Origin of the sequence: Pseudoalteromonas sp. S3785, assembly GCF_005887365.1 — a bacterium.
GTDB lineage: Bacteria > Pseudomonadota > Gammaproteobacteria > Enterobacterales > Alteromonadaceae > Pseudoalteromonas.
Window position 1 is genome coordinate 112,423 of the sequence record NZ_PNCT01000024.1, and the last position, 22,337, is coordinate 134,759.

The following is a 22,337-nucleotide window of genomic DNA, read 5'->3' on the forward strand; positions in this document are numbered from 1 at the left end:
CTCAATATTGTTGCGAGCATGAGTGAAAAATGATTAAAAAGTTTATAAGGTACTTAATATTAGGGCTAGGATTATATGCGCTCATTGCGACTTTAGTGATCACCTTTTATAAAGATGACCCGCAAGCAATGATTTGGCAAGACCGTGAGGCCTTTAATGAACGCTACATCAAAAAGCTCTCAATTGATGAGGCAGTTACGTTAAATAGTGTACTCGATTATTTAGGCAGCCCAGATTTAACCTATGCCAAGCGCAATAAAGACCAAGTATGGCAGATTGTTTTTTACCGTACTCAGCACCAAACTTCAGATGGCATAACCACAATGGATGAATGCACCGGCTTATTATTTAAAAATGGTGAGTTATTTTTATGGGGCCCCAGCGCCTATACAACTTACCAGGAAAAGATCAGGTGATGGCCAATGGATGAGCCTATTTCAAAACAGTTAGTGCGGTTACTGCATAACACACAGCAAATACTGACTATTTATAATGACAAAACGCAGTGGCAACATCTTTATCCGCTTGTTGTGCAAACAGCCCAGCACTATCGTGTTTTATATCAGCAACACCCGCATGCGTTACAAGCGCGTTTAAGTTTGTACACCAGCAACTACGACTTTGCTACAAACCTCGTTATTAACCAATGTGTTATTAGCACAGCGCTGTGCGCTAGCCAACAGTTTGATGACGAACTAACAGAGCTTTATATTGGCGTTGCTTTGGTAGAGCATTGCTGTGTTGTAGCACAGCATAATAAAATTTCGCAGCAGCAAATGCTTACTCTCAGCGATAAAAAAATATGGCGTTTTCGCCATCAGCTAGCAGCAAAAATGCTGCTCAGTGGGCAGCACCCTACTCAAAATAGCGTGCGTATGTTGGCTAAATTAAATAAATATAAACAAGCTTTATTGAGCAGCAGCGACATCATGCTATACGACAATGCCATAACCTTGTGTGCATTGAGTAATATTATAGCGATGAACATCACTTATACACCCAAAAAGAATCCATTAAATTTTTATAAAGCGCTGGGTGAATTATATGTCAAAACAACTAACCCATTTGCGCAAAGGTTAGTTAAAGATTTAATAGCGCATATAGGCCCACACCTTCCAGGCAGTAAAATTGTTTACAGCGACCAAGCAATGGTTTATCTCGCAAGTGATGAGACTAATAAACATATACTTATTAATGCCAATAATGAGCAAAAACTAGCATGGTACAAGGTTAAAACCTCACTTAAAGATCAGCCACTGCAATGGCTATGTAAAGATAAACGGGTATTATTTTTAGCCTGGAACAATGAGCACTTAGTACGTAAAACGCCAGCGCAAATAAGTTCTAAGGCCGAATTAATCGCATTAGTGAGCCATATAAAAGTAGCGCATGAATATAGCTTTAAGGGCTTAGATAAGTTACTGGCCCCTTTTAGTGAAATAACACAAAAGCTCTGCCAAGCAGTCAGGCCCTATAACAACCAGCACCAAGCCGCCAAAGATTTACGCCATAGCTTGTCGATGGTCGGGTACGATAATGCACCGGCGATTATTCAGCGGGTTATATTTGAGCAACTAGTGGATACATCGCATCATCCGCATAAACACATTGTACTGAATAAACTTAACAGCTTTATTCGTATTTTAGCTTTAATGGTAAGCAATAACCCAAAACAGCAATTTGAACAAATAGCTTTGCCTATCTATGGTTACGTGCACTACTTATTAACCCATTGTAGTGCGCAGCTCTGTGCAAAAGTATGTATAAATAGTGCGCCTAACCAAACCTATAGCGCACCCTTAGCCGCCTTTTTTGGGGTTGAAACGATTAATAATGAGCATTTAAATACTGAATTAGCACAGCTACTGAGTGATAACCCATGGACTAAGCCACTGCTCAATGCTGAGCAACACCCCAAAAAAGAGCTAAATGAGCAGCATAAATTATGGATTAGTTTAAAGGTTGTGGCGCAAAGTGTTTTCAAACCCACCTTACCCTTGACCCCTTGGCAAAAACAAACTTTAAATGCGCAATTAAAAGCACAAGGATTTAAATCTGAGGGTGACTTTTTTGCGCAACTGCAAGGCTTATCGCTGTATAACAGCATTTAAGTCACTTATGCTCAGTATAAGCACAGGTTATACCCTGTATTTATAGTATAAACTGGCAAAATGGGCAATAAGTTGGTATAAATGCGCCCTCAAAATATATCCACATACGTCACATAAATGACCTAACAAGCAGTTACTATTATTAGTAATAATTTATGTGCGTTTTTTATTCTTTTAAAGGAAAAGTCAATGGCCAAACAAACCATCACAGTGATCAAAGGCGACGGCATCGGTCCGAGCATTATCGACTCAGCACTTGAAATATTAAAAGCCGCAGGTTGCGATTTTGATTATGAATTTGTTGATGCAGGCCTTGCTGCACTAGAAAAAACTGGCGAGCTACTTCCTCAAGAAACAATTGATACAATCGCTAAAAACAAAATCACGCTTAAAGGTCCATTAACGACTCCGGTAGGTGAAGGTTTTACGTCTATTAACGTTACATTACGCAAGCAGTTTGGTTTATACGCGAATGTGCGCCCTGTTAAATCATTTGTTGGTACTAAAGCACGTTACGATGATATCGATATCATTACTATTCGTGAAAATACCCAAGGTATGTACTCAGGTTTAGGCCAAGTTGTAAGCGAAGACGGTAACGAAGCAGAAGCTAAATCTGTAATTACTCGCGAAGGCGCTGAAAAAATAATCACCTTTGCTTATGAGTTAGCAGTACGTGAAGGCCGTAAAAAAGTAACCGCAGTACACAAAGCAAATATCTTAAAATCTACCTCTGGCTTATTTTTAAAAGTTGCACGTGAAGTTGCTGAGCGTTACCCGCAAATTGAGTCAACTGAAATGATTGTTGATGCAACATGTATGAAGCTAGTAATGACACCAGAAGAGTTTGACGTTGTAGTAACGACTAACTTATTTGGCGACATTTTATCAGATCTTTGTGCTGGCTTAGTTGGTGGTTTAGGTATGGCACCAGGTGCAAATATTGGTGAAGACGCTGCAATTTTTGAAGCAGTACACGGTAGTGCACCAGATATTGCTGGCAAAAACCTAGCAAACCCTACTTCTGTAATTTTAGCGTCTATCCAGATGCTTGAGCACTTAAATATGGGCGACACGGCTGAGCGTATTCGCAGCGCAGTAGCTGATGTAATTAAATCTGGCGATCGCACAACACGTGACCTAGGCGGCAGCCACGGTACAACTGATTTCACTCAATCAGTAATCGATCGTTTATAATTTAACAAAGTAAATCTTGTTTTAAGCCTAAAAAGCCAGCATCTTGCTGGCTTTTTTGTGTTTTAACATTAGCTAATTACATCACGTGGCATAACTAAGGCATTAACTATAAAGGAATTTCAATACCACGAGCATCACTTTTATACCTCTGGCATTAAGTTCTTAGACAGTTAAATCGAATCGTTTTAATCCAAAAAATGATTAAACATGATTGCTCATGCGCCGATAAAACCCACTTATCACTAATAGCGCAATTAAATAACCTATCGCCCCACCACTTGATGACGATTCACTTTGCGCTTCTTGTACTGAGACTGTTAGCTCACTACTTATAACTTCATTTGTTTGACTGTCTGTGAGCACAAGCTTTACTGTATAACTACCTGCACTTTGGTAATTATGACTTGGGTTTTGCGTTGTACCTAGTGGGCTGCTATCGCCATAATCCCAGCTATACGTATAATTACCAGTCCCCCCTAATGGTGAGCTATTAAATTGTACCGCTAAGTTATTTGCCGTATGGCGTGTACTTAATTGCAGCGGTGCGTTAACACTCAAGGCCTGTTGTTGGCTAACACTTATCCCTTGCGTATCGGTTACTATTAACGCGAGGGTATAATCGCCAGAGTAGCTAAATTGGTAATCTAGGTTTTCAGTTTGCGATACAGGTTCACCATCTATAAGCCAACGTATGTTGTAAGGTGCTTCACCGCCACTTACGATTGCTTGAGCAGATAAAGTCGCACCGCTTAACTGATACGCTAAACTTTCTATTTCTAGCGGCTTTGTGATGGTAATTTGTGTAGTTTGTGTTTGCGTAGCCGTCTCACCCGTTGCCGAAAAGGTAACGCTATAGGTGCCGTAATCTGCATAGGTATGTGTAGGGCTTAGATCAGTGCTCATTTGCCCATCACCAAAATCCCATAAAAATGTATCTGTGGGGGTCAACTTTAAACCTGCTGCCTTAAAGCTAACAGTTGCCTCGTTTATTGTAGTGGTTATTTGTTGTAGCGCGTCATAGCTGAGTAAAAGCTCTGCAGTTTCACTTTCAGGATGTTGACTGACTATTTCAAAGTTAAACCCCTGGGGAGTAAGTACCACCCCTGATTCAGCCTGCTGCGAAAAACTGTAATCAAAATGATCATTAAACTCACTAATGGCCGCTAAGTCTTGATCGCCTAAACCTGCACTTTGCTGATATAAACTAAATGCAGCGTCGCGTACTTGTATGGGTGTATCTGCAAGTGTACTGCTACTTGTACCGCGATAAATTGGCTTTTGATCCGCATCAACCACTAAGTTAAAACCGCCGCCAGGGTGCTCAGTTGTGTTGTTGTTATCCAGTGCACTATTGCTATACCACAGTAAAACCCCCGGTGAATATTGCTCTGCTTGTAAGCCGGCATCCACACCTTTGTGTGCACGTAGCTGTAAATAATAGTGGGCTGCTTTAGCATAAATATAACTACTCACGCGGCTAAAACCATTTAACGCTAAGGTAGACTCTGACTGCTCTGCGTTATTTTGCCAAATCACAGTATTGTTGTGTGTTATTTTTAAATCATCGGCTACAAATCCATAATACTGTGTGTTTGCATCGGTAATATACTCAATACTTAGTGTAATGGTCTGTCCTGCATATTGTGTTAAATCAAATTCATGCATTAAAAACCCATTAGGTTGCTGCGCATCAGCATGTAAAAACGAATCACCACTTATATACGGGCCTATATCGCCATAATAAGGATTTGTCTCGATTGTATAATTACCAGCTAAAGGGGTTTGATTTACCTTTACTTGTACAAGGTCATAATCACGCTCAATACTGTAGTAAGCTAAAAAGCTAAAAGTCAGTGGTGTAGCCGCCTCAGGTAAGGTCACAGTTTGTGTGAGCGTGTGTTTAAGGTTATTACCTGTACCAGAGTAAAATTGAAAATCACCTTCTACCGGGGGTTTAAACTTTTCTAGCTGCTGCGCAAGTGACACTTTAATTTGGCTTTGCTGCTGAGAAAGTGAGCTCGTATAAACAAGCGATTGCTGAGGCTGGCTGTTCACTTCCTCCATGGTTAGGTTAAGCTGGTTAACCCAATTGCCTTGGTATCTGTTTTGTAAATACTCAAGCGCCTGCGCACTAAACATAACGGGCTGTGACCCCCTAGGTCCGCCAACCCAGCTACCCGTAGACATTATTGACCAAGACGATACAGGCTCACCCACCGTATTTGATTGTAAGTCGTATTCATCTGCTAACCCTAAGTCGTGACCAAATTCATGCGCAACGACACCTATACTGGCATCTATTGGGTTTATCGTATAACCCGATAACTTAACGTTACTACCAGAAATACTAACAGGTTCACTGTTTTCATCAAATACGTAGTAGCGGTGAGACCAAATTGCATCAACGCCTAAATAACCTCCGCCGGATTCTTCACCAATACTGGAATGAAAAACCATAACATGGTCGATAATTCCATTCGGCTCGTTGATTATGCCATCGCCGTCAATATCATCTAAATCTGTTAGATCATATTGCGTTAAATCAATATCAAATTGTGCAGTGGCTTTTTCTACCGCTTCTTTTATCAGTGCGGGGGCATTTATATCGCGTGTGCTACCTACTCGCTCTCCATAAGTTTTTGCATTGCTATCTGCCCTAACCCATCCATATACTTGCCCGCTAAACGTTAAGCTAGCACCTGATGCGTCGTAATAATAATCGTATACGCTGCTGAGCATTTCGTTATTGGGCCCCGCAAAACCACCTTTATTAAAAAGTAATTGTTGGTAATGCTCCTTTGTATAGTTTTCGTAGTACATGTCGGTATCAGCATCAACTAGCTGGTTGTCATCGTGCTTTAAATCAGGAAAATCTATTAAAATAGCCAGCACTTTAACTTCATTTAGCCCGTTGTTAGGGCTAGCCGCACTTGCATAATGCAGCTGCTTATTGGCTTGCTTAGCGGTTAAGCGGGCTTTCATAGCCGAAACAGGTTTTAACTGCGAAGGGTTAAGCCGTTCAGTATTCGCTAAGTAGCTTTCAACCGTTGGCTTATTAGTGGCTTGATGGGTATCAGCGCGTTTGTTTAACCAATACTCTATTCTTTGTTTGTTAATAATACCTGGGTCATGCGCACTGGTATTTGCTGCGTTAAGATTTAGGCTGCAAAGGAATAAACCAAGCCCTATTATTTTTTTCACTGTATCTTCCCCAGATAAATTATTGCTCTATCATACCTAATATATGTATTAAGCACAGTGCTCAAATCATCTATTCACTCACTATGCTTACTCAGGAGAATTAGCATAATTTCTTCATATTTTTTATGTAACTACAAATACCGTGCAATTTTTTAGTATTAAAATAAATTAATTTGAAATTTTAATCCAAAAAAACCTTTTCAAGGTTGACACGAGCACGTAAAACCCTTAAAAATAACCCCATATAGAATTTTTAATCTAAAGCAGCATTTTGCTTTTTATAAAGTGACAATTATGAAAAAACAACTTCACCTTTTAATCGTACTCGTAGTGGTCTTAGTGATAAGCCCAGCGGGGATGTATTAAAAAGTGAAATTGCTTTTTAAAAACCCTCGCATTACGCGGGGGTTTTTTTATGCATAAACAGCGCACAGAGGAATGAGGATGAGCAAACAAGAATATAATGGTTCTGAATTAGTTGTTCAGGCATTAAAAGAGTTAAAGGTTAAGTATATCTTTGGCTACCCAGGTGGATCGGTTTTAGATTTATATGATGCACTTTTTCAACAAGAAGATATTGAACATATTTTAGTGCGTCACGAACAAGCCGCAACCCATATGGCTGATGGTTATGCCCGAGCTACTGGCGAAGTGGGTGTTGTACTTGCTACCTCTGGCCCTGGCGCAACTAACTGTATTACAGGTATTGCCACCGCTTATATGGACTCAATCCCGATGGTTGTTTTATCGGGGCAAGTGCCTACAGGCTTAATTGGTGACGATGCATTCCAAGAAACCGACATTGTTGGCTGTTCTCGCCCCGTTGTAAAACATAGTTTTAACTGCAGAAGTGCTGAAGAAATTCCGGCTATTTTGGCAAAAGCGTTTTACATTGCAAGTACTGGCCGCCCAGGACCCGTTGTTGTTGAGCTACCAAAAGATATGCTTAACCCTGCTATTAAGTTTGAGTACAACTTTCCTAAAACCACAGAGCTTAGAACCTACAGCCCAAATACAAAGGGCCACTCTAAGCAAATTCGTAAAGCAGTTACCGCAATTTTAGAAGCTAAAAAACTGGTAATTTACTCAGGCGGCGGCATTATTTTATCTAACACCTCTGAGCAATTAACCCGCTTAGTTGAATCGCTAAATGCACCTATCACTAATACATTAATGGGCTTAGGCGGTATTTCAGGTATTCACCCAAATTACGTGGGTATGCTGGGCATGCACGGCACGCTTGAAGCCAATAAAGCAATGGCAAATGCCGATGTGATTTTAGCACTGGGCGCGCGTTTTGATGATCGTGTAACCAATAACGTGCAAAAGTTTTGCCCCAATGCAACCATCGTTCACGTAGATGTAGATCCGACCTCTATTTCTAAAACCATTAAAGCCCATATTCCAGTTGTGGGCTGTTTAGCCACTGTAATGGAGCAACTACAAGCAGGCATAGATAAAAGTAGCATTCAAATTGATCGCAGTGCCCAAGAAGATTGGTGGCGACAAATTATTAGCTGGCGTGAGCAAAAGTGCCTAAGCTACAACACAGATGGCGATAAAATTAAACCACAAGCAGTTATAGAAGCAGTGTATAAAGCCACTAATGGTGACGCCTATGTAAGCTCTGATGTCGGTCAGCACCAAATGTTTGCAGCACAATATTATCCATTTAAAAACCCTCGCCAATGGATCAATTCAGGGGGCTTAGGCACCATGGGCTTTGGCTTACCAGCAGCTATGGGGGTTAAGCTTGCTTTTCCTGATAAAGAGTCAGTATGTGTAACCGGCGATGGCTCAATTCAAATGAATATTCAAGAGCTATCGACATGTTTACAGTACAACTTGGCTGTAAAAGTAGTTTCGTTAAATAACCGCTCATTGGGCATGGTACGCCAATGGCAAGATATGATTTACGGTGGGCGTCATTCATCTTCATATATGGACTCATTACCTGACTTTGTAAAACTTGTTGAAAGCTATGGCCATGTAGGCATAAAAGTAGATACGTTAGATGAGCTACAACCTGCTATAGATCAAGCTATGAGCATTAATGACCGTTTAGTATTTTTAGATATTAACGTTGATGAAAAAGAACATGTATACCCAATGCAAATCAAACTAGGTGGCATTGATGAGATGTGGTTACGTAAAGGAGTAAAAGCATAATGCGTCGTATATTATCTATTTTATTAGAAAACGAACCAGGAGCCTTATCACGCATTGTTGGGCTTTTTTCACAGCGTGCCTACAATATAGATAGCTTAACAGTGGGCACCACGGATGATGAGTCACTGTCGCGTATCACCATTACTACTATGGGTGATGATAGAATCGTTGAGCAAATTACAAAACAAGTTAACAAACTAGTAGATGTACTTAAAATTATTGATTTGACCGAAATGAGTCACATCGAACGTGAATTATTACTTGTTAAAGTATTTGCCCAAGACGAAACCACACGTGCAGCTGTTACACGTGTTGTTGATGTATTCCAAGGTGCTATTTTAGATATGGGCCGCCAAAGTTACAGCTTACAACTGGTGAGCAGCACAGACAAAATTGAGTCATTTTTAGACACCCTACGCCATGAAACCGACATTATTGAAGTGGTGCGCTCTGGTGCTGTAGGGATCGGCCGTGGTGACAAAGCATTAAAAGCGTAATTAATTAAAGTTTAAGCGTTTTTATTAAATCCCTGCTAAGCAATTAGCGGGGATTTTTTATGTTAAGCCTTGCCTTACAACGCTCTGCATTAATCCCTAATTAGGCATGTGGGAATAAGCTTAACTTAGGTAAGCTCGCTACTTTAATACAGGCAAAAAAAAAGAGCTAAATAGCTCTTTTTTAAAAAATTCTGTAAAGCGCCAATTAAGGGTTTACTTGGTCTTTAAGACCTTTACCTGCTTTAAAGCTTGGGATAGTTGCCGCTGCGATTTGGATCTCAGCACCCGTTTGTGGGTTACGGCCAGTACGTGCTGCACGTTCTTTAACTGAGAAAGTACCAAAACCTACTAATGCAACTGAATTACCTTCTTTTAAAGAAGAAGTTACAGCGCCAGTAAACGCGTCAAGTGCACGTGTAGCAGCAGCTTTAGAGATTTCTGCATCAGTAGCGATTTTTTCAACTAATTGAGCTTTATTCATTGTTAGATTCCTATTCGTTATTATTTTGCCTTCGCAAAACCTATCTTTATGCATTTTTAAGGAGTTAGCAACAGCAAATTGCATTTTTTGCTTAAATACTTCGAAAATGCGTAAAATTTTAATAATTCTCGGTAAAATACAGTGTGTTGGGTTAACTAAAACTTAATTTAAGTACACAAAAGGCACACTTTAAATAACACACTGCTCTATATTTTTTCGATAACTAAGGTCACTTCCCCAACCTCGACACCAAACTTAACAATAGACGTTCGGTTTATCAAGCGTGATTGTGTAACCAGGTACATCCAATCATCAAAATTTACCTCAAGCGTACTGCCGTCATAGGGTAAAGCCACATTGTAGTTCCAATGAAACACACTGCCAGCACTGTTACCGGTTGCAATACCAAGCACGTCATCAGCACGACCCACTAAGCTATTATCGTCATTAAGAGTGACATACCAAATACGCTTTTGTGTTTCACCATCGTCATACACAAAGTCTTCCTCTATAACGCCCTCGTTGCCTTCCCAGCGCGCATTCATAGTAACCACAAGCTTACGAGTGAGTTCGCCTTTATAATCTTGCACAACACCATATGCTTTTAAATCATCACTAAAAAACGCTTTAAAATCAAATTCTGGGGTGCTGCTATTGTAGTGCTCTACTTTTGGCGCGGAGCAGCTCACTAAAAATAGTGCAGCCATTAAAATACATAGCTGTTTAAATTTATTTATATTGCGCATGTTAATTTCCTAATAATTGTTTTCTAAGTGCTGGCTCTGAGGTGTTCGGGCTTAGCCAAATAGCTAAAAACTGATTGGCAAATTGTGAGTCTGTTATCTCACCTAATTTTTTATCATTATGATAAAAAATAGCCTCACCGCTTGGTGATGTTTGTAAGCTCAACGATTCGCCTTTTTTAATGTTAGGCCAAAGAACAAGCAATTTATCAGCATACTTAGCTGATAAATCACTTTTACCTAAATGCTGCCATTGCTCTTTAGTCGCTTTAACAATGTCTTTTGCTGCGAAGTCTCGCAAATAGGTGAGCGTAAATTTAACTGGGTGCACACCCTGTTTGTAAGTCCCTGAAGTGGTATATAATGTAGCGTCGTAAACATCCCAGAATAAATATTCCATACGCGCCTCGCCCACTTTTTTAAAATCCGCCTGCTCTTCGCTAAAGCTCAAAGGGGTAAACAAAGTTGCCATAATCATTGTGGCGGTTATTGCACATTTTTTTGCGGTATTAATCATACAAGCTCCTGTTATTGCTTGCTAATATTCAAAAACGCTTTAATTTTTTGGTTGATAAAAAGTATAAGTGTAAAGGCTGCAGCCCAAAGTGCGCCGTACAGAAGCCAAAATGCCCAAACAGGTGAATAAATACTAAGCACGCCAAATTGAGCGCCAGAATAATAACTAATAGGCGCAAAGGCTAAACACACTAAATAGGCTTGCCAACATTTTAGTTTAGTAATAAACGCCATTGACGTGTTTATGCAAAGCAATAATGCAGCCCATAGCAAGGCTAACCAAAGCGGGAAAGGTGATACTTTAAATTCCAAAAAGTTTAACTGTACAGCCGTGTATTCACATAACAGCGCAATAGGTAAAGCTTTGACTAAGAGCAGCGCGTCATGCTTATGTTGCTTCGATAAAACGAACATAAGCACAACAATAACAGAGGTGTATAATACAGATTGGGCTTCTAAAAACAGCGATAAAAACCACACCGTTTGAAAAAGCACAAAATTAATAATTAAGGGCAATTTCGTCATTTTGACTAGTGAAACGTGGTTTACGCGCCGTTAAATGAACGGTACTGGTTGCTCGCGTTCTAAAAGCGCCTTCGCAGTAAGCAAAGTAAAACAACCATAACCTGTAAAAACGCTCATCAAATTTGTTACTGTCTAGGGTGTCCCAGTTAGCAATGAAGCGAGTACGCCAATCGGCTAATGTTCTAGCATAATGCGCGCCTATGTCGCTAACAGTATGAATAACCATATCGGTGTTGTTTTTAATTTGCTCGCTCATCTCATTAAGTGAAGGCAAACAACCTCCAGGGAAGATATACTGCTGAATAAAATCTGAGTTTTTTAAATAATGTTGATAACGCTGATCGCCAATAGTAATTGCTTGAATAAGCATTGCACCGTCTTCTTTAAGTAGGTTGTTACACTGCTTAAAAAAGCTAGGTAGGTATTCATGCCCTACTGCTTCAATCATTTCTATTGATACTAGCTTGTCGTATTGACCTTCTAATAAACGATAATCGAGCTTAAGCAATGTTATGTTATTTTCAAGGCCTAACTGTTTAACCTTGTTTTCAACATAAGCATATTGTTCATCCGAAATCGTTGTTGTGGTCACATGGCAGTTATAGTGAGTTGCTGCGTAAATGGCAAACGCACCCCAGCCTGTGCCAATTTCTATAACTGTATCACCTTCGTTTATTTCTACTTGCTTACAAATTTGCTTTAACTTGTTTTGTTGAGCGTCCTCAAGGGTTGCCTCTTTTGTTGGATAAACAGCACAGGAATACAGCATTTCATCACTTAAAAATGACTCATATAAATCGTTTCCTAAATCGTAATGGGCAACAATGTTCTTTTTCGACCCAGATTCTGAGTTGCTGTTTTTAAGATGTTTAAATCGGTGGGCTAAGCCACTAAAAAAAGAGAATTTTTTTTCAAATGCATCAAGTTGCTTTTGGTTTATAGCAAAAATTTCGATAAGTTTGGTCAAGTTATCACACGACCATTGCCCAAGAATGTAAGACTCACCTGCCCCCACACTTCCAGACATAGCAAATGCTTTATACATGGCAGTGTCGTTAACGGTAATCGTGGTTTTTAAGTCTGAATGCTGGTGACCAAATACTGTTGAGCGACTGTTCTCAACTAACACTATTTGGCCTATTTCAATACTTGCAAAGGCTTTGGTAACTAACTTTTTATATAAGTTTGTAAACCATCCAGTTTGCTCTTGGCAGTTTATACTCGAGACTTTTTCCATCTTAAACCCTTTATAATTTTGTCACTACCCGCAACTAAGCTAGTTTAACTATACTAAGGTTTTCCTGAATGACCTAAAAAAGGAACCCTTTTTATAAACAGCTTAAGTGCTTGCACATAAATACCTTTGAAAATAGACAAAGTCATCGCAGGAAATTTTTTTAATAATTTATTAACTTCTTGCTTAGTTAACTGGCTTCGCTTTAATCGTAAAGACGCGTCAAATAACAACTCATCTCCACGTTTATTTTCTATATGAATTAATGTGTTATCAGCAGTATGTTGTACCTGCCAATGATAGTCCATATCTAAATTCATAAAGGGTGATACGGAGAAAGCTTTTTTAAAGTTCACTTTTTTTTGTAAGGGCACCAAATAATAATGGCGCTCATTCCAGGGCGTATTACTCACCTCGGCAACCATATATTCAAAGTTGTCGGCGCTATTACCGTAAAAGTAAAAATTTACAGGACTAAAATAAATGCCCATACACCTAAGTTGGCCAAGCATATATATATGTGAAAACGATTCTTTAACCCCTAATTTTTCTATTTGGCATTGTGCACGTTCAAAAATGCTGAGTGGCTCTGAGTTGGATTGTAAAGTTAAATAATCAGCTTGGTTAAACCGCAATGCTTTAAAACCAAATGTACCCAACATAGGATGAATGTTGTTAAGCAATAGAGGATTTTTTAAATCAATCCACATCATGTAGAGAGGGTATTTAAACTTATGACTTTTTTCAGAAAAGCGGCGATGCCTCACATCGCCTAAGTAAACAGCGCTATTCAAATTCAACACCTAACTGCCTAGCGACATCAACCCCACTGCGTACGCCATCTTCATGAAAACCGTTATACCAATAAGCACCACAAAAATAGCTATTGTTTTGGCCATCAACAGTGTGTTTAAGTTTTTGTGCGGCAATGGAAGATTCGTTAAACACAGGGTGATGATAAGTAAACTCACGTAATATATCCGCTTTGTTAATCCCTTCTAAGTGGTTAAGGGTTACACAAAATTGCGTATCAGAGTCTATACCCTGCAGTATATTCATCTGGTAGGTTACAACGGCTGCTTTATCTGTGTTTTCATTAAGTAAATAGTTCCAGCTTGCCCAAGCGGCTTTTCTATCGGGTAACAAACTGGTGTCTGTATGCAAAACTACCGAATTTTCTGTGTATGGAATTGCACCTAATACAGATTGCTCTTGCTCAGTAGCATCGCCAAGTAACGCTAGTGCCTGATCAGAGTGACACGCAAATACCACTTTATCAAATTCAGCTTGTTCGCCATTTTCAAGGGTAATAATTACTTTATCATCTACACGAGTAACTGTTTCAATATCGGTATTTAGTTTTATTTGATCTGCAAACCCTTTGATAAGTGGCTTAATATATTGTTTGGAACCACCAGGAATTACATACCACTGCGGCCTATTTGTAATATCTAATAAACCATGGTTGTAAAAAAAGTTTACAAAAAACTCTACGCCAACATTTTGCATCTCTTTAATGCTGGTTGACCAGATAGCGGCACCCATAGGCAAAATGTAATGGTATTTAAAAAAGTCATTAAAGCCGTGTGTATCCAATAACTGACCTAGCGTTTGATTTTTAGGGTAGTTTTGCTCGCTGTGCATTGTTTTACATAATTTATTAAACTTAACTATATCGCTTAACAAGCGCCAAAACTTGGGCCTAAATATATTCCTTTTTTGGGCAAATAAACTGCCAAAAGTGTGACCGTTGTACTCAAAACCGCTTGCTTGGTTATGAACACTAAAGCTCATTTGTGTTTCTTGTCTATCTACGCCAATGCGCGCAAGTAGTTTTTCAAAGTACGGGTAAGTACGGTCATTAAATACTATAAAGCCTGTGTCTATCGCGCGTTTAACTCCAGCATCAGATATTTCTACTGTTGCGGTATGACCACCAATATAATCATTTTTTTCAAATACGGTAATATCGTAATGTTTATGCAGTAAATGAGCACAGGTTAAACCCGATACGCCAGAACCTATTATTGCTATTTTTTTCAACGGGCTAGTCCTTTTGCTAAACGTAACCAAAGTGGTAACGGTAAGATTCGTAATGCTTTTAAAATAAGTGTAAACCGATAAGGAAAGTGAACTTCTTTACGGCGTTTATTAATTCCCTTAATCATGTAATCGGCAGCCACAGTTGCGGTAACGGCCATAGGCATTGGGAAATCGTTTTTATCGGTCAGAGGGGTTTTTACAAAGCCTGGGTGCACTAAAGTAACATCAACATCGTTTAAGTCGATTGCTAAACTTTTCGCTAAATAGCTTACCCCGGCTTTTGATGCGCCATAAGCCTCTGAGCGTGGCAGAGGTAAATATGTAACACTTGAACTAACAAGTACAAGTTGTCCGCCTGTGCTAATTTTTGGCAAGAGAGCCTCAAGGCAATAACCCATTGCTAGCAAGTTAACCGAAATAACGCGCTCAAACAGGGCGCTGTCAAAGTTACGGGCATCATCAACGTATTCACAGTTACCGGCATTAAGAATAACCTTATCAAAAGCAGTAAACCCAAGGGTTGCTTGCTTTATGTCTTTAAGGTCTGTGGCATCAAACTGACACGCTTTAATATTGGTGTGTTTTTCAAGCTCAGCTAGCTTTTCAAGATTTCTACCGCAAGCGATTACCGTGTTGCCTTGCTTTGCGTACTTTATTGCAAGCTGCTCGCCAATACCTGAGGTTGCACCTGTAATTAAAATATTCATCGCTACCCTGCTCGTTTGTCTATGTAATTTATAATGCCACCCAAAATGGGAATATGCTTGTATAGCATTTCACCTACATTAAAATAGTCGCGGTGGTTAATAATTTTACCTTCTTTAAAAACCAGCTTACTGTGCCCTTCTACCGATATAGTTTTGCCAGAAGCCAGCTTTGGGTGGGCATAATGCATAGTCCAATACAAAAATGCTTTATCATCACGCTCGTAGGTGTCGCTAATATCAAACTGACAATGCTTAACATTACTATATAGATTAGAAAAATATCGGGTAAGCTCGCTTAGCCCGTGTATTTCGTGCATTGGGTCTTTAAATTTAATTTGCTCGCTGTAAATATCATTAAGCAAATGCAGGTTTGATTTATCGAGTTGTTGATATATTTCTACAAATTTTTCTAGCGGTAATGCTGTTTCCATATCACCCCTTAAATGCAGCTATTGCACGCTCGCGAGCTGCTTTATGATCTACGATTGCCGGCCAGTAACATTGCTTATCCGCCCCTATTGACGCTAAATAGGCATGAGGAAAATGAATATGTTTATCTGGCACTTTTTCAAGCTCTGGCAAATATTTACGTATGAATTTACCATTAGGATCAAAGCGCTCACTTTGAGTAATAGGATTAAACACGCGAAAATAAGGTTGCGCGTCACAGCCTGTGCTTGCAGCCCACTGCCAGCCGCCATTGTTAGAGGCTAAATCACCATCAATAAGATGCTGCATAAAAAACGATTCGCCCTCTCGCCAGTCAATTAATAAATGTTTGGTTAAGAAGCTAGCAACCACCATTCTTAATCTATTATGCATCCACCCAGTTTGAAATAACTGCCTCATTGCAGCATCAACGAGTGGGTAACCTGTTTTTCCCTCGCACCAGGCTTTAAAGTCAGCCTCGTTTTTACGCCATGTTACGCTATTGTATTTTTCATTAAAGTTATCACCACGAGAAAGCTTAGGAAATTGCGCAATTAAATGACGATAAAATTCGCGCCAAATTAGCTCGTTTATCCAAGTAAAAGTTTTACTTTTAGAGGTAGTTAAAATATCTGGGTAGCGGTTTTGAATATTAACGAGTAACTGCTTTGGGCTTATAATACCCAGCGCTAAATACGGACTTAAACCCGAAGTGCCCTTGATACTAGGTATATCACGCTGATCGTCGTAACTACTTAATTTGTCGCAAATAAAATTATCAACAATGGTAGCTAAGCTGTCATCATCAACAGGCCATTTTTCTGAGCTACCATCGCCTTTTAATACCGGTGAATTGTTTTTACCTTCTGCCAGCTTTTTTAAAGGCCACGGTAGTAAACTAAAGTGAGTATCTTGATACTGTTTAAGCCACTGTTTTTTAAACGGCGTAAACACCTTATACATTTCGTTACTTTGGTTTTTAACAGTGCCTACAGGTGCTATTACATCGCCTTCATAAAGCGTAAACGTGATATTTTTTTCATCACATTTTGTGAGTATTTGCGCATCGCGATTGACTTCATTTAACTCGTACTCTTTATTGGCAATTACATGTTCTACCTGATGTTTATCGCAAAATGATAAAAGCGCACTTTCACAATCAGCAAAGTAAGGTGCATCAATAATGTGAAACTCTATTGCGTACTGCGCAAGCTGCTCACTTATGTAATTAAGACGTCTTTTTAGTAAGTCAATTTGAATGGGAGCGGCATTGTGTTGTTGCCATTGTTTTTCGCAGATAAAAAAAATGGCCTGTTTAGCGCCATTATTTAGCGCTTCAATAAGCGCTTCGTTAGAAAAAAGGCGCAGATCGCGCCTAAACCAAAAAAGTGTATTCATTATATGCCGTAACGTAATTTTAGTTCATTAGGGTAAGGATTAAAAAACACCTGCTTTTCTAGGTACTCATTAGGGTGTACTTTAAGGTGGTGCTTTAGCAAAGTAAGTGGCACATATAAAGGAACTAAACCTTGACGGTATTCATCGATTGCGTCACGCAATTCTTGCTTTTCAATCTTAGATAAATCTTTTTTAAAGTAACCTTGCAAGTGCATTAACGTATTACAGTTATTCCTACGCGATGCAGGCTTTTTAAGGCCATTCATTAACCCCAGAATGTACTCATCTGCTAAAGCGTTAATATCGTCACCTTTGTAAGTACCAAGTAAGTTACCTAAGTCGCGGTAGGCTTGATAATTATGAGCCATCAATAAGTACTTATATTGAGAATGAAATTGAGTAAGCTTATGTACTGTAAGCGGTTCAGAAGCTAATAGCTGCCACTGTTTGTAAGCGTACACCCGCATTACAAAGTTTTCGCGTAAGTGCATGTCATTTAAGCGACCGTTTTCTTCGCAAGGTAATAATGGATTGTGCTTCATTATTTGCTCAGCAAAAAAACCAACGCCTTCAGATGTGTTGCCGGTGCCCGCTTCGTTATAAATTTTAATTCTTTCCATACCGCAGCTTGGGCTTTTCGCACAAAAAACAAAACCACTTAGGTTTTTAGCTTGCTCTGTAGCTACTTTTTTACCGTATTCAGTTAGCTTAGGCCCAACATCGCCAGTGCCATCTGGGCGACATACTTTTATTGTATCACCCACACGGACTTGGCGAATAGTTGGCCTAGGAATTGGTAAACCAACAGCTACTTCTGGGCAAAAACGCGTGTACTCTACATGTTTTCCAAGTTCATCCATACAAAAGTTAGACTTTTTATGGCCTGTATCAAAACGTACTTTCTCGCCTGCTAAGCAGGCGCTAATACCTATTTTTATTGTGTCTGTTTGCATAAATTCTCTTAATAAATCAAGTTACCTATAGGATTAAGTAACTTACTGAGCCCTTTATTAAAATGTAGCGCACTACTGACTACTGTAAAGCATAAACAGCCATCTTTTGTAAGTGGAGTATGCTGATGAGAGCCATCTTGCCAAATAAAGTCACCTGGCACGTAACTTCCCTCTTCATCACTAAACTCACCATCAAGTAACAGGGTTACCTCAAAGCCTTTATGAGTATGCTCTGGGATCTCTCCTCCTGCACCAATATGTAAAAGGCTTGATCGCAGCGGGCCATCATCAATAGCAACACGCGAGCGAGCAAGCTTACCCACCTGGGTAAAACGCCCATGAGAAATGCGTGTCAAAGCGCGAGGTAATTCATAGTTGTGCTCATTGACTTGTACAGTTACTGGTTCAACTTCGTAAACTTCATCAATGCTAGCATCAGCAGTGATTAAATCTAACAGGTCGATGTCAAAATCTGATGTTTGTAAATCATTGCTCAGATTTAATTCATTAGACACATCAAGCGCCTCACTAAATACATCATTTGCATTGGCGGCTTCGAGCTTTGCTACTTTTGCTTGGCAAACTGGACACATATCAACGTGAATAGAAACCGCAACACTTAACGATGCAGGTAACTGCGCTGAACAATATTGTGCTAGTAAAGATTCACTAGGGTGATGTTTAATCATGCTGATCTCCCATTTCATTACGTAATTTTTGCAAGGCTAAACGCAATCGTGATTTTACCGTGCCTACAGGAATATTAAGTTGTTGAGCAAGTTGCTCTTGCGACATATCTTGAAAGTAAACGCCTCTGACTACCTCTCGCTGTGCAGCTGGCAATTTATCTAGGTAACGTTTAATTTGCTGGTCTTCCAAATGGTCGCTAAATTCAAGTGTTGTATCTTGAGATTCGTTAATAAGTGGCCAAATATCTTCGCTTATGTTTTCTTCTTTATTACTTTTCATTTTACGAAGCATGTCGAATGAAGCGTTACGCATCACGGTATATACCCATGTCGTTGCAGCCCCTTTATCGCTATGATACAAATGTGCTTTACGCCAAACTGAGGTTAATGTTTCTTGTACAAGCTCCATTGCTTGTGCCTCTGAACCAAACTGCTTTATTCCAAAGCGTTTAATTTTTGGCGAAAAATATTCAAATAAGTAAGCAAACGCTCTTTTGTCTCGCGAAGTAGCTACATCAAGCAAAGCTTGCATAAGCTCTGCACTTGGCGTTTCTGGCATGGCAGTATATTTACCTGTATTAGGTTCACAACGTTGTGAAGGTTGTTGACTTACCATAATAATTAATCCCGTGTATGCTTTTGTACACATCTATACGCTAAGCAATTTAAAGCAGATCACATTATTTTAGGCAAATTCATTGTTAATCACAGTATGGAGGAAGTTTAGTAAGTTAGCAAAGTTACTTTCGAACGCAAGTTGCTGTTTTTTATCAATAGATATAGGTAATAATTCAAGCCAGCGCGCGGCAACCCAAGCTAAATTGTCAAATTTAGTTTGCCTGTATAGGCTCGAAAGCTCTTGATTGCTTAAAAATATGTCCTGCAAAGAATCAGACAAACGTTGATTATCGGCCGAAATATCACTGTGGGAGTCATTGTACCAATACGGCGTATTGCAATCGCTTAATAAGCCATGGCGCAATTCACTTTCATCTTGATATACGTCATTTATTTGCACGGTTTTAGCAGCGTACACATCAATGAGTAGCATATTGCTAAGGTCTTGGTCAAAGTCGATAATATCGACTAAGCAGCCCTGAGCGCTAATATTAAATGGCGTATCGTGCTGGTAAGTGCACAAAACAAAACCTTCGTTATTTTGTAGTGCGGTTTTTACCATGTTTAAATACCGAGGCTCAAATATACGTAAACGCGTATAGCCTTCAGGTAGCACAAATATTGGTAATGGGAAAATCGCACGTTTCATAAAGTCTACTTCTTTAAATTACACTGCCATTATTTACGTGCGCTTTTACTAAGTCGATCAGCTTACCTAAATCGAATTATTTTCCCATTATTTAAAAGTTAATCCAACTGCCCATACTTTTTATAACTTGAACCATATAGTAAACACTCATCATGCTTACAACAGGCGCCAACATAAGTGCAAATAACCCTAATTCGTTGCTCATCGTCTTATCCTTTTACACTTATTTAGCTTTAACTTGTGTAGTTACCGCCATTGTAGACTGCGTGGTAACGTCAGCTTGTTCTTGCGCTTGATTAACTAATTGCTCAAGAACTGCTTGGGCATCAAAACTAAGGTTCTGCGAAATTGATTGCTCGAGTTCTGCCGTTGCTTGGTTAATATAGCTTGTTACGTTTTGCGTTATAATATCAGTTACATCTAAGTCCACTTCACTCGCCTGTACCTGCGAAGAACCTAATACTAATAAACTTGCCATAGCGATTTTAATTGAAAGTTTCATAATGGTATTCCTTGTTGTGTATATTGTTTAGACGCAATAACATAATCAAGGGTTGTGCCAACAGAAAAATAAAAATTAAATCATTGATATATAAAGACTATATTAAAAACCATACAGCAATGCAGCATTCAGGCTTAGTTAATTTAACTAACCTTTTTAATTTTTTGACTAATTATTAGTAAATAAATAAAGTTTAACTCTTTACAACTAAAAGTAACTCCCTGCGTTACTCTTTTGCGTGTTTAGCTAATTTCATTTTTTTACCTAACCGATAGGCATCAGCCATACTTAATAACCAAATAACCACCATTAAAGGAAGGTATTTATATTCCCCAAGTTGGGCACATTCACCTGATGGATTACGAGCAGCTTGTAAAATGCCAGAAGCCGTCATTGGGATTTTACCTGCTAAAATTTCATTTGCACTACATTGCGCTACAGCCAAAATATCACCTAATGTCATAAACAAAAGTAGCGTAAATACACCTGCAAAAATGCAGCCTATTAAATGCTTTTTAAGCGAAAAATGCCCTGCCCCAGGATACACAATGGCAGTAAGTAAAACGGCTTTGAGCTCTTTTTTCATGATAAACGTGCCTTAATTGATTGTGACTATACGACCACACTATAACCGATTAATTCCTTTTAAAATCAATAAAAGTAACCAGACTAATTTACATTAACAGTGATGGCATTGAAACATTGAGCGTACACCTGTACACTCAAGTTCAATTGATTAGTGGTAGGACTAGTATGACTATAGATGCACCCTATTCTCGCAAAGAAGAAAAACTCAACGTACTAAGCCATGCACTGGGTATATTTTTTGCTGTGTTTGTAATGTGGGATTTATTTAAACAAGCCACCAGCGTAAAAGCTTATATTAGCACCGCTGTATATGGGGCTAGTTTATTTGTATTGTTTTTATCATCCACACTTTATCACGCCAGTGTGCAGCCAAAAATACGCGCTTTTTATAAAAAGTGTGATCACTGCGCTATTTACGTATTAATAGCCGGTACTTACACCCCATTTTTGTTACTATCCCTTAATGGCGCTTGGTCTTGGGGTACGCTTAGCTTTATATGGGCTGTAGCAATTAGCGGCGTTGCTTATAAAGTGCTGGTTAAAAATGGTAATAAAAAAATATCGCTGGCTACCTACTTACTTATGGGCTGGTTTGCACTCGCGATTGTATACCCGCTTTATTTAAATATTGATGTAAAAGCACTTTACTGGTTACTGGCCGGTGGCATTTTTTATAGCTTAGGTACATTATTTTATAGCGCTAAAAGCACTCAATTTAGCCATGCTATTTGGCATTTGTTTGTGATTGCTGGGTGCGTTTGCCACTACATTTCAATTACTAATTACGTGTATTAATACATGTAATTAGTCATTTTATACCATGCACATAAACCGCATTAATTTGGCTACCCTTTTACGTAAATGCTCGTTTTAGCTTAGGCGATATCACCTAAGCTTTAATTAAAAACGCTGTTTTTTACGGCGTTGTCTATAAGCCTATCATTGTCCTTACTCGCCTAATTTACTAGCTCGATAAACAGCTTGTAACATTTTCGGTACTATTATCCATTTTTTACCCATTTTACCCATTTTACCCACTTACACTTTTCCTAGTTTAAAAATAAATACATTAAAATAAGTGACATAG

At 39.1% G+C, this 22,337-nt stretch carries 23 protein-coding genes; 6 read left to right on the forward strand and 17 right to left on the reverse strand.

The genetic code is table 11. The features are described 5' to 3' along the window. Nucleotides 1–29: 29 nt before the first annotated feature. From CWC17_RS07210 to CWC17_RS07220, 3 genes are all read left to right on the forward strand, one after another. Nucleotides 30–416: a DUF3192 domain-containing protein gene (locus tag CWC17_RS07210; RefSeq protein WP_055013660.1), complete on the forward strand. Its 387-nt coding sequence runs from the start codon at nucleotides 30–32 to the stop codon at nucleotides 414–416. A 6-nt stretch (nucleotides 417–422) separates the two neighbouring features. Further along, nucleotides 423–2,111: a hypothetical protein gene (locus CWC17_RS07215; protein WP_138612471.1), complete on the forward strand. Its 1,689-nt coding sequence runs from the start codon at nucleotides 423–425 to the stop codon at nucleotides 2,109–2,111. A gap of 189 nt (nucleotides 2,112–2,300) precedes the next feature. Beyond that, nucleotides 2,301–3,308: an isocitrate dehydrogenase gene (locus CWC17_RS07220; RefSeq protein ID WP_055013662.1), complete on the forward strand. Its 1,008-nt coding sequence runs from the start codon at nucleotides 2,301–2,303 to the stop codon at nucleotides 3,306–3,308. A gap of 201 nt (nucleotides 3,309–3,509) precedes the next feature. Here CWC17_RS07220 and CWC17_RS07225 read toward each other — a convergent pair whose 3' ends face one another. Then, nucleotides 3,510–6,509, reverse strand: coding sequence for an immune inhibitor A domain-containing protein (locus CWC17_RS07225; protein WP_138612472.1), 3,000 nt, complete (start codon nucleotides 6,507–6,509; stop codon nucleotides 3,510–3,512). Between the two features lie 444 nt (nucleotides 6,510–6,953). Here CWC17_RS07225 and CWC17_RS07230 point away from each other — a divergent pair, with 444 nt between their 5' ends. Further along, entirely contained in the window at nucleotides 6,954–8,678 is a 1,725-nt protein-coding gene (locus CWC17_RS07230) for an acetolactate synthase 3 large subunit (protein WP_138612473.1), read from the forward strand. Next, on the forward strand, nucleotides 8,678–9,175 hold the full coding sequence (ilvN, locus tag CWC17_RS07235; RefSeq protein ID WP_004586403.1) for an acetolactate synthase small subunit: 498 nt from the start codon (nucleotides 8,678–8,680) through the stop codon (nucleotides 9,173–9,175). Before CWC17_RS07230 ends, ilvN begins: the two co-directional genes overlap by 1 nt. Nucleotides 9,176–9,380: 205 nt before the next feature. On the opposite strand, the gene CWC17_RS07240 is transcribed toward ilvN, so the two are convergent. The 16 genes from CWC17_RS07240 to CWC17_RS07315 all read right to left on the reverse strand — a co-directional run bounded on the left by CWC17_RS07240 (nucleotide 9,381) and on the right by CWC17_RS07315 (nucleotide 21,248). Next, a complete protein-coding gene (locus CWC17_RS07240; protein ID WP_004586404.1) occupies nucleotides 9,381–9,656 on the reverse strand; it encodes an HU family DNA-binding protein in 276 nt (91 codons plus the stop codon). A gap of 206 nt (nucleotides 9,657–9,862) precedes the next feature. After that, nucleotides 9,863–10,402, reverse strand: coding sequence for a DUF3833 domain-containing protein (locus CWC17_RS07245; RefSeq protein ID WP_138612474.1), 540 nt, complete (start codon nucleotides 10,400–10,402; stop codon nucleotides 9,863–9,865). A gap of 1 nt (nucleotide 10,403) precedes the next feature. Continuing rightward, complete coding sequence (locus CWC17_RS07250; RefSeq protein WP_502704908.1) at nucleotides 10,404–10,916, reverse strand: chalcone isomerase family protein; 513 nt, start codon at nucleotides 10,914–10,916, stop codon at nucleotides 10,404–10,406. An 11-nt stretch (nucleotides 10,917–10,927) separates the two neighbouring features. Beyond that, complete coding sequence (locus tag CWC17_RS07255; RefSeq protein WP_138539998.1) at nucleotides 10,928–11,440, reverse strand: DUF2878 domain-containing protein; 513 nt, start codon at nucleotides 11,438–11,440, stop codon at nucleotides 10,928–10,930. Then, nucleotides 11,415–12,677, reverse strand: coding sequence for an SAM-dependent methyltransferase (locus CWC17_RS07260; protein ID WP_138612475.1), 1,263 nt, complete (start codon nucleotides 12,675–12,677; stop codon nucleotides 11,415–11,417). The genes CWC17_RS07255 and CWC17_RS07260 overlap by 26 nt, the downstream gene beginning before the upstream one ends. Before the next feature lie 53 nt (nucleotides 12,678–12,730). Continuing rightward, nucleotides 12,731–13,468, reverse strand: coding sequence for a DUF1365 domain-containing protein (locus CWC17_RS07265; RefSeq protein WP_138539996.1), 738 nt, complete (start codon nucleotides 13,466–13,468; stop codon nucleotides 12,731–12,733). Then, on the reverse strand, nucleotides 13,461–14,717 hold the full coding sequence (locus CWC17_RS07270; RefSeq protein WP_138539995.1) for an NAD(P)/FAD-dependent oxidoreductase: 1,257 nt from the start codon (nucleotides 14,715–14,717) through the stop codon (nucleotides 13,461–13,463). The genes CWC17_RS07265 and CWC17_RS07270 overlap by 8 nt, the downstream gene beginning before the upstream one ends. Next, nucleotides 14,714–15,424, reverse strand: a complete 711-nt coding sequence (locus CWC17_RS07275) for an SDR family NAD(P)-dependent oxidoreductase (protein WP_138539994.1) — start codon at nucleotides 15,422–15,424, stop codon at nucleotides 14,714–14,716. Before CWC17_RS07275 ends, CWC17_RS07270 begins: the two co-directional genes overlap by 4 nt. Nucleotides 15,425–15,426: 2 nt before the next feature. Beyond that, entirely contained in the window at nucleotides 15,427–15,855 is a 429-nt protein-coding gene (locus tag CWC17_RS07280; RefSeq protein ID WP_138612476.1) for a nuclear transport factor 2 family protein, read from the reverse strand. 1 nt (nucleotide 15,856) lies between these two features. Next, a complete protein-coding gene (gene phrB / locus CWC17_RS07285) occupies nucleotides 15,857–17,251 on the reverse strand; it encodes a deoxyribodipyrimidine photo-lyase (protein ID WP_138612477.1) in 1,395 nt (464 codons plus the stop codon). Continuing rightward, the gene (locus CWC17_RS07290; RefSeq protein ID WP_138539991.1) at nucleotides 17,251–18,204 is read right to left on the reverse strand and encodes a YbgA family protein; all 954 of its coding nucleotides are present in this window, start codon (nucleotides 18,202–18,204) and stop codon (nucleotides 17,251–17,253) included. Before CWC17_RS07290 ends, phrB begins: the two co-directional genes overlap by 1 nt. An 8-nt stretch (nucleotides 18,205–18,212) precedes the next feature. After that, nucleotides 18,213–18,893 carry a ChrR family anti-sigma-E factor gene (locus CWC17_RS07295; protein ID WP_138539990.1) on the reverse strand — a complete coding sequence of 227 codons (681 nt, stop codon included), beginning with the start codon at nucleotides 18,891–18,893 and terminating at the stop codon, nucleotides 18,213–18,215. Further along, the gene (locus tag CWC17_RS07300) at nucleotides 18,886–19,509 is read right to left on the reverse strand and encodes a sigma-70 family RNA polymerase sigma factor (RefSeq protein ID WP_055013851.1); all 624 of its coding nucleotides are present in this window, start codon (nucleotides 19,507–19,509) and stop codon (nucleotides 18,886–18,888) included. Before CWC17_RS07300 ends, CWC17_RS07295 begins: the two co-directional genes overlap by 8 nt. A 69-nt stretch (nucleotides 19,510–19,578) precedes the next feature. Next, entirely contained in the window at nucleotides 19,579–20,160 is a 582-nt protein-coding gene (locus CWC17_RS07305; RefSeq protein WP_138539989.1) for an LON peptidase substrate-binding domain-containing protein, read from the reverse strand. Nucleotides 20,161–20,383: 223 nt separating this feature from the next. Next, complete coding sequence (locus tag CWC17_RS07310; RefSeq protein ID WP_138612478.1) at nucleotides 20,384–20,662, reverse strand: hypothetical protein; 279 nt, start codon at nucleotides 20,660–20,662, stop codon at nucleotides 20,384–20,386. Nucleotides 20,663–20,888: 226 nt separating this feature from the next. Continuing rightward, nucleotides 20,889–21,248, reverse strand: a complete 360-nt coding sequence (locus tag CWC17_RS07315) for a hypothetical protein (protein WP_138539987.1) — start codon at nucleotides 21,246–21,248, stop codon at nucleotides 20,889–20,891. Nucleotides 21,249–21,415: 167 nt separating this feature from the next. On the opposite strand from CWC17_RS07315, the gene trhA reads away from it, so the two are divergent. Beyond that, a complete protein-coding gene (gene trhA, locus CWC17_RS07320; protein WP_138612479.1) occupies nucleotides 21,416–22,045 on the forward strand; it encodes a PAQR family membrane homeostasis protein TrhA in 630 nt (209 codons plus the stop codon). Nucleotides 22,046–22,337 lie beyond the last annotated feature (292 nt).